We start from the raw sequence: 14383 nt of genomic DNA, 5'->3' as shown, positions 1-14383 counted from the left end.
ACTCACCTACCTTGGGTAACTTGAGTTCGGTTTGTACGCACACCCCGTGGGTTCCCTCATCACCACGCAGAATACGCCGGACTCGCCAGGCGAACCGGAACGATGCGAGGAGATGCAGGGCATGGCCCCTGGGTGCACGACCCAGTCTTGCAGCGGACAGTATTCTAGTCGCCCTGCCGGGCGCGTGCAAATCGTTTCCCTGCTGCCGAGGCGGGGCAAAATGCGTAGAATGCCGCCATCCCCGCATCAACGAGCCTCCATCATGCGCGTACTGGGCATCGAGACCTCCTGCGACGAGACCGGCGTCGCCCTCTACGACACCGAGCGCGGCCTCGTGGCCGACGCCCTCTACAGCCAGATCGCCATGCACGCCGAGTACGGCGGCGTGGTCCCGGAGCTCGCCTCCCGCGACCATACGAGGCGCCTGCTGCCGCTGATCCAGCAGGTGCTGGACGAGGCCGGCCTGTCGCGCACGGCCCTCGACGCCATCGCCTACACCGCCGGCCCCGGACTGGTCGGGGCCCTGATGGTGGGCGCCAGCACCGCCCACGGCATGGCCCGGGCGCTGGAGATCCCAGTCCTCGGCGTCCACCACATGGAGGGCCACCTGCTGGCCCCCATGCTGGAGGACGCGCCCCCCGGCTTCCCCTTCGTGGCACTGCTGGTCTCCGGCGGCCATACCCAGCTGGTCGAGGTGCAGGGGCTGGGCCGCTATCGCCTGCTCGGCGAGTCGGTGGACGACGCGGCGGGCGAGGCCTTCGACAAGGCGGCCAAGATGCTGGACCTCGACTACCCCGGCGGCCCCCATATAGCCCGACTGGCCGAGCAGGGCGACCCCGGCCGCTTCCGCTTCCCGCGCCCGATGACCGACCGCCCGGGCCTGGACTTCAGCTTCTCGGGGCTCAAGACCCACACCCTGACCGCCATCCGCCAGCTGGAGGCGGCGGGCGAGCTGGACGACCAAGCCCGTGCCGACGTGGCCCGCGCCTTCGAGGAGGCCGTGGTCGATACCCTGGTGATCAAGTGCCGCCGCGCCCTCGACCAGACCGGCCTCAAGCGCCTGGTGGTCGCCGGCGGGGTGAGCGCCAACGTGCGGCTGCGCGAGCGACTCGAACGCGAATGCGCCAAGCGCGACGCCCGGGCCTACTATCCGCGAGGACGCTTCTGCACCGACAACGGCGCCATGATCGCGTACGTGGGAGCCCAGCGCCTGCTGGCCGGCGAACATGACGAGACCGGCATCATGAAGGCGGTGCCGCGCTGGCCGATGGACAGGCTCGAGGCACCCGCCGGCGCCTGAACGGGGCCATGATCGCGCTCTCCACGGTCACGGGGCCCAGCGCCTGCTGGCCGGCGAACATGACGAGACCGGCATCATGAAGGCGGTTCCGCGCTGGCCGAGGGATACGCTCGAGGCACCCGCCAGCGCCTGAACGGGGCCATGATCGCGCTCTCCATGGTCAGGAAGCCCAGCGCCTGCTGGCCGGCGAGCATGACGAGACCGGCATCATGAAGGCGGTGCCGCGCTGGCCGATGGACACGCTCGGGGCACCTGCCGGGGCGTGAAACGCGCCGCGTGCCGGCTCACAGCCCGGGTTCGTCGCCGCGCCCGAGGCGGCGGATGTTGAGCGCATGGCGCCCCAGCACCAGCAGCGTGAAGACGATCACCACGCCCACGAACTCCGGGGCCAGCCAGAGGCTGGCCAGCGGCGCCATGGCGGCGCTCGCCAGCGAGGCGAGGGCCGCCGTGCGCATCCGCCAGGCGAGCAGGGTCCAGAGCGCGGCACAGCAGAGCGCCACCCAGGGCGTGAGGACCAGCATCACGCCGAAGGCGCTGGCCACCGCCTTGCCGCCGCGGAAGCGGTACCAGGCCGGGTAGGCATGGCCCAGCAGCACGCCGAGTCCGACCATCCCCAGCCCCCAGGGCGGCAGGCCGAGCCACATGGCCAGCCACAGCACCGGCATGCCCTTGACGGCATCCACCGCCAGGGTGGCCATGGCGAGCCGATAGCCGTGAAGGCGCAGCACGTTGGAGAATCCCGGATTGCAGGAGCCGGCCAGCCGCGGATCGCCCACGCCGGCGAGGCGGCACACCGTGAGGGCACCGAGCCAGGTACCGCTCAGATAGCCGATCGCCATCAGCGGCAGGATGAGGTCAAGTGGCGCCTCCACGGGCTGGCTCCTCCAGGGGGGTAGCTTGATTCTGCCAGCCGCGGGCGGCCGACGACAGGCCGGACGCCCGCGGTGTCGCCGGAGCACGCGCTGGCGTACAATCTGGCGCCTGCAGGCGGGACCGGGCGTCATCGGTCCGCATCACCCAACGGCCAGGGAGCCCCGATGGATCTTGTGCTGATCGACGCGCTCGAGGTGGACACCGTGATCGGCGTCTACGACTGGGAGCGCACCATCACCCAGACGCTGCGCCTCGATCTGGAGCTGGGCACCGACATCCGCCCCGCCGCGGCGGGTGACGACATCGCCCTGACCCTGGATTACGCCGCCATCAGCGAGCGCGTCAAAACCTTCGCCGGCGAGCACCGGTTCGCCCTGGTGGAGACCTTCGCCGAGCGCCTGGCCGAGACCCTGCGCGCCGAGTTCGCCATTGCCTGGCTGCGCCTGACCGTGCGCAAGCCCGGCGCCGTGGCGGCGGCCGGGGCGGTGGGGGTCTCCATCGAGCGCGGCAGCCGGCCGGGAGACGCCTGATGGCCAGGGTCACCGTCAGCATCGGCAGCAACATCGAACGCGACCGCCACGTGCAGGCCTGCCTGGAGGCGCTGGCGAAGAGCTTCGGCCAGCTTGCCATCTCGCGGATCTTCGAGAGCGAGCCGGTGGGCTTCGAGGATGGCCGCAACTTCTACAACCTGGTGGTGGCCTTCGAGAGCGACCTGCCGGTGGGCGAGCTGCAGGCCTGGTGCAAGCGACTGGAGGCGGCCAACGGCCGCCGCAAGGATCTCCCCAAGTTCGGTCCCCGCACCCTGGACATCGACCTGCTCACCGTGGGCAACCTCACCGGCACCCACGACGGCGTCGAGTTGCCCCGCGGCGAGATCCTGCACCACGCCTTCGTGCTGCAGCCGCTGGCCGAGCTGCTGCCCGAGGCACGCCATCCGCTCACCGGCGAGACCTATCGCGACCACTGGGCCCGCTTCGAGGCCGGCCTCCAGCGCCTCTGGCCGGTGGACTTCACCTGGCGGGGGCGGCGGCTCTCCTCCGCGGAGTAGGCCTCACGGCCTGGCGCCGGGGCTCCCGAGCGCCCCGTCGATGGCCTCCCAGCGGCGCCGGGCGAGCTCCTCGCCCAGCTCACGCCCCCGGTAGCCCTCCGCCACCAGCGCCTTCGGCAGGATCTGCACCGCCAGCCGCCACGCCAAGGCCAGGTCCTCGGCCAGTGCCGGGTCATCCAGGCTCACCAGGCTGATCAGCGGGGCCACCCGGTCGCTGCGGCGCCACGCATCGATGGCGTCGAGCCAGCGCATCACCTGCGACCCGCAGAGCCCGTTCGCCGCGACCCGTCGACACAGGCTGCGGGTCCTGGCCGCCTGGGTGGCCAGCTCGCGATGGACCCGCGGCAGGCGCAGCCGCTCGGCCAGGGCATCGCGATCCCGATCGTCCAGGTGCTCGACCAGGCGCGCCCAGCGCCAGCGGGTCTGCGCCTCGGCCTCGATGTCTTCCGGGAGCCGATGCAGGCGCCCCAGCGCCTCGTCGAGCCCCTCGGGATCGGCCGCCAGTTCCGGCATCAGCACGGCCAGGGCCCCGCACTCCTCCAGCACCTGGACATAGACCTCCGGCCAGGGCTCGCCCAGCGCCTTCTCGGTCTCGGCCCAGACCCGTTCGGGCACCAGGTGCGAAAGCTCCCCGCTCGCCACCAGCTCGCGCATCAGCGCGCGGGTCTCCTCGGCGATGACGAAGCCCAGTTCGGCATAGCGGGCCAGGAAGCGGGCCGTCCTGAGCACCCTCAGCGGATCCTCGACGAAGGCCGGCGAGACGTGACGCAGCCGCCGCGCCTCGAGGTCCGCCAGCCCCCCGTAGGGGTCGACCAGCTCCCCCTCCGGGGTCTCGGCCATGGCGTTGATGGTCAGGTCACGGCGCGCCAGGTCCTCCTCCAGGGTGACCTCGGGGCTGGCATGGACCACGAAGCCCGTGTAGCCGTGTCCCGACTTGCGCTCGGTGCGCGCCAGGGCGAACTCCTCATGGCTCTCGGGATGCAGGAAGACCGGGAAGTCGCGGCCGACCGGCTTGAACCCCCGCCCGCGCATCTCCTCGGGGGTGGCGCCCACCACGACCCAGTCGGTGTCCTTGACGGGCCAGCCCAGGCGGGCGTCACGCACCGCCCCGCCGACCCGGTAGACCTCAAGCCCCTGCAGGTGGGGATCCTCGATGGGGCTCATGGCTCACGACTCCACGCGATCGGGATGGCGGTGCTGCCAGTCGGTGAAGCCGCCATCGAGGCTGTAGACCTCGGCGAAGCCCTGGCCGGCCAGCCAGGCCGCCGCCTGCTGGCTGGAGTGGCCGTGATAGCAGACCACCACCAGGGGCGCCTCGCGCGAGGCCTCCTCGATGAAGGCTCCGACCGTGTCGTTGTCCAGGCGTCGGCTGCCGGGGATATGGCCCTGGGCGAAACTCTGCGGGTCGCGGATATCGACCAGGGTGAGGGCCTGGTCGCCTTCGAGCCAGCCGGCCAGGGTCGGGATATCGAGATGCTGGAAGGTCGTCATGACAGCCTCGTGGAAGAAGAGGGAGTGGGGCTCAACGCTGGCGGCTGGGCACGCTGGTGCGCTGGCCGCTCTCGAGGTCCAGGGCGGTCAGGCGGCTGCCCCAGACGCAGCCGGTGTCCAGCGCCTCGGCGCGCACCCGGCTCGCCGGCGTCTCGCCCTGCAGCGCGGCCCAGTGGCCGAACAGCAGCCAGGGATCGTCGTGGCGCGGATACTGGAACCAGGGAGCGAAACCGGGGGGCGCGCTGTCGAGCCCCTCCTTGGCGGCGAAGTCGAGACACCCCGCGCCGTCGATGAAGCGCATGCGGGTGAAGGCGTTGATGATCATCCTCAGCCGATCGATGCCGTCGAGGTCGTCGCGCCAGCAGGCCGGCTCGTTGCCGTACATCTCCTCCAGGAAGGCGCCGGCGCCCTCGCCGGCCAGCCGGGCCTCGGCCTCGTCGGCAAGCATAGCGGCCTGGTCGACCGACCACTGCGGCAGCAGGCCGGCGTGGGTCATGACGGTCTCGCCGTGGGCCGGCGACGCCCGGCGCACCAGCAGCGGCCGCGACTGCAGCCAGTCCAGCAGGCGCTCGCGGTCCGGGGCGGAGAGGATCGGCGCGAGGGTGTCCTTGCGGTTCTCCCGGGCGCCGCCCCGCGCCACCGCCAGCAGGTGAAGGTCGTGATTGCCGAGCACGGTGGTGGCGGCCTCGCCCAGTGCCATCACCTCGCGCAGGCAGGCAAGCGACCCCGGGCCGCGGTTGACCAGGTCGCCGACGAGCCACAGCCGGTCGCGGCGCGGGTCGAAGTCGAGCCGCTCGAGCAGCGCGACGAACTCCTCGTGGCAACCCTGGAGGTCGCCGATGGCATAGGTGGTCATGTCGCCTCCGTTGCGTTGCGTGTCATCGACCCTAGTGCACCTGGTTGGGCCCGGCCAGCCGGAAGGGCGGGATGGCCACCTCGAAGGGGCGCTGGCTGGCGGTGTCGACGCAGGTGTAGGCGCCCTCCATCACCCCCACCGGGCCGTCGAGGATCGCGCGGCTGGTGTAGCGGAAGGTCTGGCCGGGGGCGATCAGCGGCTGCTGGCCCACCACCCCCTTGCCGCGCACCTCCTGCACCTTGCCGCTGCCTTGGGTGATCTTCCAGTAGCGGGCGAGCAGCTGGACGCTGTGGTCGGAGCCGTTGTGCACGGTGACGGTATAGCTGAAGACGAAGCGCTGCTCGTCGGGGTCGGACTCGTCCAGGCGAAAGTCCGGCGCCACGTCGACGCGGATATCGCTGTCGAGCCCTTCCGGGGCCGTCAGGGTCATGAGGCCTCTCCTTTCCCGGCCGCGGCCAGGTGGTTGGCGATACGCACGAATTCCTCGACGCCGAGGGTCTGGGGACGACGGCCCGGGTCGATGCCCAGCGCCTCGAGGGCCGCGGCGTCGATGCGTCCCTTGAGGTTGTTGCGCAGCGTCTTGCGCCGCTGGCCGAAGGCCTCCCGCACCAGGGTGAAGAGCAGCCCCTCGTCGAGGGCCGGATGGGGCAGGCTCTCGTGGGGGGTGAGGCGCACGATGGCCGACTCCACCTTGGGACGTGGCACGAAGGCCTCCGGCGGCACCGTGAACAGGGCGTCGACGCGGCAGTGGTACTGGGCCATCACCGACAGGCGCCCCCAGTCGGGACCACCCGGGGCGGCCGCCAGGCGCTCGACCACCTCCTTCTGCAGCATGAAGTGCATGTCGGCCACGGCATCGCCGGCCTGCAGGAGGTGGGCGATCAGCGGCGTGGAGATGTTGTAGGGCAGGTTGCCCACCACCCGCAGCGCCGGGCCGCCGCCCCGCAGGGCGCGGAAGTCCACCTTCAGGGCGTCGCCCTCGTGGATGATGAAGCCCGGCTTGTCGAAGAACTGCACTCGCAGTCCGGGAATCAGGTCGCGGTCGAGCTCGATCACTTCGAGGTGGCCGCCGGCGGCATCGAGCAGCGGCTCGGTCAGGGCCCCCTGGCCGGGGCCGATCTCCACCAGCCGGTCGCCGGGACGGGGACCGATGGCGCGCACGATGCGCGAGATGACGCCGGGGTCGCGCAGGAAGTTCTGGCCGAAGCGCTTGCGGGCCCGGTGAACCGGGGGGCGGGATGCCATTCGGGATCGTCCTTCTGTTCTGTCGTGATGATGAGGCCCGCGCCACGGCGACGGGCATCAAGGAGACGCGGGGGCCGACGGGTCGGGCGTCAGGCCGCGCAGCCGCGGCGGGCCATGTCGGCCGCCAGGGCCACCGCCACCGAGAGGCTGCCCGGATCGGCGACGCCCCGCCCCGCGAGGTCCAGCGCCGTGCCGTGGTCCACCGAGGTCCGCACCAGCGGCAGGCCCAGGGTGATGTTGGCGGCGCGACCGAAGCCGGCGTACTTGAGCACCGGCAGGCCCTGGTCATGATACATGGCCAGCACCGCGTCGACGCCCTCGAGGTGTCGCGGGGTGAACAGGGTATCGGCCGGCAGGGGGCCGTCAAGGTCCAGTCCCTCGGCGCGCAGGGCCTCCAGGGCCGGGATGATCACGTCGAGTTCCTCGCGGCCCAAGTGGCCGCCCTCCCCCGCGTGGGGATTGAGGCCGCAGACGGCGATGCGCGGCGCCACTACGCCGAACCAGCGATGCAGGTCGGCGTGCAGGATGTGCAGCAGGCGCCTGAGCCGGGGCCCGGTGATGGCATCCGCCACCTCGCGAAGCGGCAGGTGGGTGGTGGCCAGCGCCACCCGCAGGGCGGCATCGCCCTGCCCCCATGCCTCACGGGCATGCAGGGCGCGGTCGGTCGCCAGCATCATCACCACCTCGTCGACCCCGCAGGCATCGCGCAGGTACTCGGTGTGGCCGGTGAAGCCGGCATGGCCAGCATCCAGGATCACCCCCTTGTGCAGCGGGGCGGTGACCATGCCGGCCGCCTGGCCGGACCGGCAGGCGTGCAGCGCCACATCCAGTGTCTCGAGCACATGGCAGGCATTGGCGATATCGAGCTCACCGGGGCGCGACGGGGCCCGCAGCGCCACCGGCCACACCGGCAGCACGCCCTGGCGCGCCGCGGGGGGTGGCTCCCCCGGGGCGAGCGCCTGGACCTGGACCTCACGTCCGATCATGGCGGCGCGCTCGGCCAGCAGGGCCGGGTCGCCCACGGCCACCACCCGGGCCGGGGGTGCCCCGTCGGCGGCCAGCATCACAGCCAGCTCCGGGCCGATGCCCGCCGGCTCGCCGCAGGTCAGGGCCAGCACGGGCGCACCCGCCTGCGACATCATCGCGCCTCGAGGCGGTTGTCGACGAAGGCCTGGCTGCGGATCTCCTGGACCCACTCCTCCATCTCGGCGTTGACCTTGCGCTGGAACAGGGCCTGGCGCGCCTGGTCACGGGTGGCGCCCTGCTGCTCCACGAAGCGATCCACCTCCCGTTCGGAGATGTCGACGCGGCTGGCGACCCGGCGCTGCTGCAGCTGGCGCATCAACAGTTCACGGCGCACCTGATCGCGGACCACGCCCAGCGAGAGACCGTCGGCCTCGAGCGCATCGGCGAACTGTTCCAGGGTCATGCCATTGCTCTCGGCGATGGCGCGCACCTGGCCGTTGAGCTCGGTGTCATCGACGCTCAGGTTGGCCTCGCGGGCCATCTGCAGCTGGATCTCCTCGACGATCATGCGCTCCAGCACCTGCTCTCGCAGGACATCGTCGGGGGGGACGCCCTGCCCCCGGCTCTCCAACTGGCTGCGGACCTGGGCGAAACGATCCTCGAGCTCGCTCTCCATGATGGCGCCATCGTTGACCACCGCCACGATGCGATCCAGCTGCTGGCGACCCAGCGGCTGGCGCTCCGCGGCGGCCGACTCCTGCGCCTGCCCCACCAGGGGCAGGCTGGCCAGGCACAGGGTCAGCGCCAGGGTGGCGATACGTCGGCTGCGCATGTCTCTCTTTCCTCTCGTCGGTGTCGAATGTCTCAGGGAAGGTCCAGGCCGGCGGTCCGGTAGCCCGGCACCGCCTGCTCGAAGAAGCTGGCGGCCTCGCCGCCGACGCCGCCGAGTCCCTTGAACACGAAGCGCAGGAAGACCCCTCGGTCGGTGAGGTCGTCCTCGATGGTGTTGGCGGTGTCGTTGTCGTCGATCCACTCACGCCAGACCAGCTGCAGACCATAGCAGCAGTCGTTCCACTGGACACCCGCCAGCTGGTCCAGGGCACGGTCGTTGGTGTTGTCGTAGATCACCCGTCCTATCAGGTCCACCTGCCGGGTGGCCTTCCAGGCGAAGGACAGGTCGTACTCCTCGCGGTTGTAGGTCAGCCGGTCCTCGTCCTCCTGGGAGGGATCGAAGCCCTGGAGCTGCCAGCGATAGCCGAGGTTCAGCACGTGACCGGCCGGTGACAGGTACTGAACGCCCAGCGAGGTGCTCTCGGTCTGCTCCAGGTTGTCGTCGTAGAGCCACTGCCAGCGGGTGCGCCACTGGTCGGTGATCCGCCAGTCGGCGCGGGTGACCAGCGGCGAACGGTCCCGGGTGGCGCGATAGTAGCGGTCGAAACTCGACTCCGGCGGCAGGGTATCCGGGTCGCCCACCATGTCGATGGTGCGGTCCTCCAGGTAGTAGGCCTGGCCCACGCCCACCGAGAGCCGCTCGCGACCGGTCTCGTCCGCCAGCAGCCTTGACGAGAGGCCCAGCGAGACGCGGTTCAGGTCGCCCACACGGTCGCTCCCGCTGAAGCGGTAGGGGGACCAAAGCTGATTCCAGGAGAAGGCCTGCTCCGCGGTGTCGAAGACCGGGAAGTCGGTCTGGTCGCGCGCCGGCACATAGGCGTAGTTGACCCGCGGCTCCAGGGTCTGGCGATAGTCGCGTCCGCCGAGCGCCAGCTCCCGCTCGAAGACCAGGCCCCCGTCGACGGTGCTGACCGGCACGCTGCGGGTGAGGCGCTCGTCGCGGTCGGTCTCGCGATTGCCGTAGTCCAGCCGGTAGGCGGTGGCGAGCCAGTCAATGCGGGGCTCCAGGTGCCCCCAGCTCTCGTCCATCCGCCAGCCCGTGGCCGGCGCGAGGTGCAGCCGGGTACCGTTGGCCGCCTCGGTGACGGGAATCCTCAGGCGACGATCGCCCACCTCGTAGATACCCTGCTCGTCCGCCGTCACGTCGCGCCAGAAGTAGGTGACGTTGGAGCGCCACTGCTGGTAGAAGCCGCTGTCCTGGGACCAGCGGGCATCGGCGGTCAGGCTGGGCAGGCGATAGAAGGGCTTGTCGCGCTGCAGCAGCGGGTCGTCGAGCTTCTGGTAGCCCTGGGCCTTGGCCTGCAGCTGCCAGACATCGCCGCGGTGGTCGACCTGGGCCAGGCGCGGCATGTTGGACACCTCGCCCTGGCCGAAATCGCGTCCGAAGTCGTCGAAGTAGCTGCCGTCGCTGGCCGCCCCGTAGCGCAGGCGGTAGGGGGTGCGGGGAGCCAGGCGCCCGGCGTGCCGGTAGTCGATGTACCAGCGATCCTCACCCGCGTAGCTCGGGTCGGCATCGGGGTCGCCGTCGTCATTGGCCAGGTAAGCGCCCTCGATCTGGCCGGCATGCTGGTCGAACAGGTAGCGGTACTCGCCGCCGAGCAGCAGGCCGCGGTCGCTGATCCAGCGCGGCGTGAGGGTGGCGTCGTGGTTCGGGGCAATGTTCCAGTAGAAGGGCTGGGCGTAGTCGAGCGAGTCCGTGGAGAGGCCCAGCAGCGGCCACAGGAAGCCGGTCTGGCGGCGGTCATCGAGGGGAAAGCGCACCCAGGGCCAGTAGAAGACCGGCACCCTGCCCACCTCCAGGCGGGCATGCTTCGCGGTACCGACGCCGCGCACGCGGTCGAGCAGGATGTCGTTGCCCACCAGGCGCCAGACATCGCTGCCCGGCTCGCAGGTGGTGAAGCTCGCCTCGGTGAGACGATAGCGGCCGTCCTCGAGGCGGGCCAGGCGAACGGCGTCGCCACGCAGGCGCTGCTCGTGGGCCACATAGTGGGCCGTGTCGATGCTCGCGGCGTCGCTGTTCAGGGAGAGCTCGGCGGACTCGCCGCGCACCAGCAGGCCGCGGTCGCGCAGCGTCAGCGGTCCCTCGGCGTAGGCGGTCTCCCGGCTGCCGGGCACCCGCACCCGGGGGGCCTCGAGCTGGGCGTCGCCGCGACGCAGCAGCACTTCGCCGCCGAGCAGGGTCTCGCCGTCCTCGCCGTAGTCGACGTTGTCGGACTCGCTCGCCACCTGCTCGCCGGAGGGCGGCGGCAGGCGGTAGTCCGGCATCACGTAGCGGCCGCGACACAGCTCGCCGGCGGGACGCGCCTCGCCCCAGGGCTGCCAGTCCAGCTGGTCCGCCGGCAGCGACTCGGGCGGCGCCGCCGAGAGTGGCCCGCTCGCCAGGCCGGCGCTCGCCAGACCTGCCAGGGCCGTCCTTGTCCACGAGAGTCGCTTGCCCATGCTCACGATGTCCTTGGCGGGGTGAATCGGTATTATACAGGCCGCACCCGGCCTGTGCTGCCGGCATGTGCCCTGCCATCGCCGACGATGTCGGGAACTCAGCATGCGGGGCCCCCACGGGGCCGTCAACCACGCCCGCCCCCTCACCAAGGAGCCAGACGACGATGCCAGAGGCCACCGATCCCACGCGAACGCAGCGGCTGCATGCCTGGGCGGCCGAACGCCACGGGCTCGCCCCGGAGGCCATTGAGCTGCGGCTCGCCGCCGGCGACGCCAGCTTCCGGCGCTACTTCCGGCTGCAGCTGCCCGATGGCACCACGCGCATGCTGATGGATGCCCCGCCCGACCGCGAGGACAGCCATCCCTTCGTGGCCATCGCCGAGCAGTGGCGCTCGGCCGGCCTGCCGGTGCCGACCCTGCACGGCGTGGACCTGGCCGCGGGCTTCCTCGAGCTCGACGACCTGGGCGACACGCCGCTGCAGGACTGCTTCCGGGGCGAGGACGACCCCACCACCCTGGCGTGGCACGACCGCGCCATCGCGCTGATCCACGCCCTGCAGAACCGCGCCCCGGTCGAAGGCCTGCCCGCCTACGACGCCGACCTGCTGGGCCGCGAGCTGGACCTCTTCCCCGACTGGTGCCTGGGGGAGTGGCTGGGCATGTCCCCGCCGCCGGGCTGGGCGGCACTGCGCGAGGCGCTGATCGCCGAGGCCCTGGCCCAGCCGGTGGTCGCGGTGCATCGCGACTTCGACGCCATGAACCTGATGGTGAAGGACGACGCCCTGCACCTGATCGACTTCCAGGACGCCGTGGCCGGTCCTGTCAGCTACGACCTGATCTCGCTGCTGTGCGGGCGCTATTGCCGCTTCACGCCGGCGCGCTTCGCCGCCTGGACCGAGGCCTTCCGCGTGCGGGCCATCGCCGATGGCCGCCTGTCGGCGAAGGTCGACGCCGCGACCTTCCTCGCCCAGGTACAGGCCATGGCGGCCCAGCGCGCGTTCAAGGTACTGGGCATCTTCTGCCGACTGACCCTGCGTGACACTCGTCGGGGCTACCTCGAGCGGCTGCCGCACTTCCTCGGCCACCTGGAGGACAGCCTCGCCGGCCTGCCCGGCCACGAGGACGTTCGCGCCTGGCTCGCCGACACCTTCCGCCCGGCGCTGATGGCGCGGCTGGAGAAGCACGCATGAAGGCGATGATCCTGGCCGCGGGGCTCGGCACCCGCATGCGCCCCCTCACCGACCACTGCCCCAAGCCGCTGCTCGAGGCGGGCGGCAAGCCGCTGATCGTCCACCACCTGGAACGCCTGCGGGCCGCGGGCATCACGGAGGTGGTGATCAACGTGAGCTACCGGGCGCAGCAGATCATCGCGGCGCTGGGCGACGGCTCGGCCCATGGCGTGTCCATCGCCTGGAGCCGCGAGGAGGCTCCCCTGGAGACGGGCGGCGGCATCCGGCAGGCGCTGCCACTGCTGGGCGACGCCCCCTTCCTGCTGGTCAACGGCGATATCTGGTGCGACCTGGCCCCGTCGACGCTGCCCGCCCCGGGTGACGATCTGGCCCACCTGGTGCTGGTGGACAATCCCGACCACCACCCGGACGGCGACTTCCACCTGGACGCCCGGGGACGCGTCAGGGAGACCGGCGAGCCGCGCCTCACCTTCGCCGGGGTGAGCGTGATCGACCCGGCCCTGGTCGCCAGCGAACCGCCCGGGGCCTTTGCCCTCGCTCCGCTGCTCAGGCGCGCCATGGCCGACGGGCGGGTCGGCGGCACCCACCACCGAGGCGCCTGGGTCGACGTGGGCACCCCCGCGCGACTGGCCGAGCTCGACCGCCGCCTGCGGGGCTGAGCCACCGCCCGGCAGCTGCTATGCTGGCCACCTTTGCCTGACCACCCTCATCGCAGCCTTCCAGGCGAGGGGCGCCGGAGACAAACCGCAGGGGAGGTCCTACGCCATGGATGGCGTCGGTAGCGTACAAGGATGCATAAACAGCGCCTCCCCGTAGGCTTGTCGACGGAACAGAACCGAGCCGGCTGCCAGACCACTGAATAAGGATGCCTGCATCATGAAAGCCAGCGTGAAATGGACCGACGGACGCCAATTCGTCGCCGAGAGTGGTAGCGGCCACAGCGTGGTCATCGACGGCCCGCCCGACCACGGCGGCCACAACACCGGCCCGCGGCCCATGGAGCTGATGCTGATGGGCATGGGCGGCTGCACCGCCTTCGACATCCTCAACATCCTGGACAAGGCCCGTGCCGACGTCACCGACTGCGTGGCCAGCATCGAGGCCGAGCGCGCCGACGAGGTGCCCAGTGTCTTCACGAAGATCCACGTGCACTTCACCGTCAGCGGCCGCGGCCTCAAGGAGAAGCAGGTCGCCCGCGCCGTGGAGCTATCCGCCGAGAAGTACTGCAGCGCTTCGATCATGCTGGTCAAGGGCGGCGTGGAGATCACCCACTCCTACACCGTCGTCGAGGCCTAGGCGCCCCGGGCTCGAACGGGGGCGCGAGGGCCGTCGCCAACCGTCGGGATGCCTGCCACGAAAAACCCCGCCGGATGTCGAATCCGGCGGGGTTTTCTGCTCCAGGGGTCCTGGCGCTAGAGGCGATAGACGCTCGTGGTCATCACCTTGGACATCAGCTTCATGCCGAGCTTCACCGGGGCAGGGAAGCGACTGCCCCCCGCCTCCAGGGCGAGCTGGGCATGGTGGGCCTCGTCGATGGCCATCTGGCGGAGTACGGCGCGGGAGCGATGGTCTCCCGGCGGCAGCTTGACCAGGTGCTCCTCCAGGTGGTGGCCGACCTGCTCCTCGGTGGCGGCCACGAAGCCCAGGCTGACCTGGTCACCCACGGCGCCGGCGGTGGCCCCCAGGCCAAAGGAGGCCGCGTAGAAGAGCGGATTGAGCAGGCTCGGGCGGTCGTGCAGCTCCTGGAGCCGTTCGTCGCACCAGGCCAGGTGATCGATCTCCTCCTGGGCAGCCTGCTCCATCTGGCCGCGCACCTCCGGCAGCTTGGCGGTCATCCCCTGCCCCTGGTAGAGGGCCTGGGCGCACACCTCGCCGGTGTGGTTGATGCGCATCAGTCCCGCCGCGTGCCGTCGCTCCTGCTCGGTCATCGGCTCGTCGTACACCTCCTCGGTCGCGGGAGAGGCCCGCGAGGGAGTCGCCGCGCGGGGCACCAGGGTCCGAAGCACCGTATCGAACTGGTGGATGAGGTTGTCGGCACGGGAAAGGGAGCGGGTCATGATGGGATCTCTCGAGTATGCACCTGA

At 71.1% G+C, this 14383-nt stretch carries 16 protein-coding genes; 6 read left to right on the top strand and 10 right to left on the bottom strand.

The features are described from left to right. Positions 1 to 262 precede the first annotated feature (262 nt). On the top strand, positions 263 to 1300 hold the full coding sequence (tsaD, locus tag BOX17_RS11570) for a tRNA (adenosine(37)-N6)-threonylcarbamoyltransferase complex transferase subunit TsaD (RefSeq protein WP_083582146.1): 1038 nt from the start codon (positions 263 to 265) through the stop codon (positions 1298 to 1300). A 284-nt stretch (positions 1301 to 1584) separates the two neighbouring features. On the opposite strand, the gene plsY is transcribed toward tsaD, so the two are convergent. Then, on the bottom strand, positions 1585 to 2139 hold the full coding sequence (gene plsY, locus BOX17_RS11565) for a glycerol-3-phosphate 1-O-acyltransferase PlsY (protein ID WP_071946839.1): 555 nt from the start codon (positions 2137 to 2139) through the stop codon (positions 1585 to 1587). Between the two features lie 198 nt (positions 2140 to 2337). Here plsY and folB point away from each other — a divergent pair, with 198 nt between their 5' ends. Then, entirely contained in the window at positions 2338 to 2703 is a 366-nt protein-coding gene (gene folB, locus BOX17_RS11560; protein ID WP_071944697.1) for a dihydroneopterin aldolase, read from the top strand. Beyond that, complete coding sequence (gene folK / locus BOX17_RS11555) at positions 2703 to 3221, top strand: 2-amino-4-hydroxy-6-hydroxymethyldihydropteridine diphosphokinase (protein WP_071944696.1); 519 nt, start codon at positions 2703 to 2705, stop codon at positions 3219 to 3221. Before folB ends, folK begins: the two co-directional genes overlap by 1 nt. Before the next feature lie 3 nt (positions 3222 to 3224). On the opposite strand, the gene BOX17_RS11550 is transcribed toward folK, so the two are convergent. The 8 genes from BOX17_RS11550 to BOX17_RS11515 form a co-directional block, all read right to left on the bottom strand. Then, entirely contained in the window at positions 3225 to 4385 is a 1161-nt protein-coding gene (locus BOX17_RS11550) for a tRNA nucleotidyltransferase/poly(A) polymerase-related protein (RefSeq protein ID WP_071944695.1), read from the bottom strand. Between the two features lie 3 nt (positions 4386 to 4388). After that, positions 4389 to 4712: a thiosulfate sulfurtransferase GlpE gene (glpE, locus tag BOX17_RS11545; protein ID WP_071944694.1), complete on the bottom strand. Its 324-nt coding sequence runs from the start codon at positions 4710 to 4712 to the stop codon at positions 4389 to 4391. 31 nt (positions 4713 to 4743) lie between these two features. Continuing rightward, complete coding sequence (locus BOX17_RS11540; protein ID WP_071944693.1) at positions 4744 to 5568, bottom strand: symmetrical bis(5'-nucleosyl)-tetraphosphatase; 825 nt, start codon at positions 5566 to 5568, stop codon at positions 4744 to 4746. A 31-nt stretch (positions 5569 to 5599) separates the two neighbouring features. Beyond that, positions 5600 to 5998 carry a Co2+/Mg2+ efflux protein ApaG gene (gene apaG / locus BOX17_RS11535; RefSeq protein ID WP_071944691.1) on the bottom strand — a complete coding sequence of 133 codons (399 nt, stop codon included), beginning with the start codon at positions 5996 to 5998 and terminating at the stop codon, positions 5600 to 5602. Beyond that, on the bottom strand, positions 5995 to 6813 hold the full coding sequence (gene rsmA / locus BOX17_RS11530; RefSeq protein ID WP_071944689.1) for a 16S rRNA (adenine(1518)-N(6)/adenine(1519)-N(6))-dimethyltransferase RsmA: 819 nt from the start codon (positions 6811 to 6813) through the stop codon (positions 5995 to 5997). The genes apaG and rsmA overlap by 4 nt, the downstream gene beginning before the upstream one ends. A gap of 89 nt (positions 6814 to 6902) precedes the next feature. Next, positions 6903 to 7952, bottom strand: coding sequence for a 4-hydroxythreonine-4-phosphate dehydrogenase PdxA (gene pdxA / locus BOX17_RS11525; protein WP_071944687.1), 1050 nt, complete (start codon positions 7950 to 7952; stop codon positions 6903 to 6905). Beyond that, entirely contained in the window at positions 7952 to 8611 is a 660-nt protein-coding gene (locus BOX17_RS11520; protein WP_071944685.1) for a SurA N-terminal domain-containing protein, read from the bottom strand. The genes pdxA and BOX17_RS11520 overlap by 1 nt, the downstream gene beginning before the upstream one ends. 32 nt (positions 8612 to 8643) lie before the next feature. Then, positions 8644 to 11109 (bottom strand): LPS-assembly protein LptD, encoded by a 2466-nt coding sequence (locus BOX17_RS11515; protein ID WP_071944683.1) that lies wholly within the window; start codon positions 11107 to 11109, stop codon positions 8644 to 8646. A gap of 164 nt (positions 11110 to 11273) precedes the next feature. Here BOX17_RS11515 and BOX17_RS11510 point away from each other — a divergent pair, with 164 nt between their 5' ends. From BOX17_RS11510 to BOX17_RS11500, 3 genes are all read left to right on the top strand, one after another. After that, positions 11274 to 12299, top strand: coding sequence for an aminoglycoside phosphotransferase family protein (locus tag BOX17_RS11510; RefSeq protein WP_071944681.1), 1026 nt, complete (start codon positions 11274 to 11276; stop codon positions 12297 to 12299). Then, a complete protein-coding gene (gene murU, locus BOX17_RS11505; protein ID WP_071944679.1) occupies positions 12296 to 12958 on the top strand; it encodes an N-acetylmuramate alpha-1-phosphate uridylyltransferase MurU in 663 nt (220 codons plus the stop codon). The genes BOX17_RS11510 and murU overlap by 4 nt, the downstream gene beginning before the upstream one ends. A gap of 217 nt (positions 12959 to 13175) precedes the next feature. Next, the gene (locus tag BOX17_RS11500; RefSeq protein WP_071944676.1) at positions 13176 to 13595 is read left to right on the top strand and encodes an OsmC family protein; all 420 of its coding nucleotides are present in this window, start codon (positions 13176 to 13178) and stop codon (positions 13593 to 13595) included. Positions 13596 to 13711: 116 nt separating this feature from the next. Here the strand turns inward: BOX17_RS11500 and coq7 are convergent, their stop codons facing one another. Next, a complete protein-coding gene (coq7, locus tag BOX17_RS11495; protein ID WP_071944674.1) occupies positions 13712 to 14356 on the bottom strand; it encodes a 2-polyprenyl-3-methyl-6-methoxy-1,4-benzoquinone monooxygenase in 645 nt (214 codons plus the stop codon). Between the last annotated feature and the right edge of the window lie 27 nt (positions 14357 to 14383).

Origin of the sequence: Halomonas aestuarii, assembly GCF_001886615.1 — a bacterium.
In the GTDB taxonomy this organism is placed as follows: domain Bacteria; phylum Pseudomonadota; class Gammaproteobacteria; order Pseudomonadales; family Halomonadaceae; genus Halomonas; species Halomonas aestuarii.
Note: the sequence above shows the minus strand (reverse complement) of the source record. Positions and strands in the feature narration are given on the sequence as shown.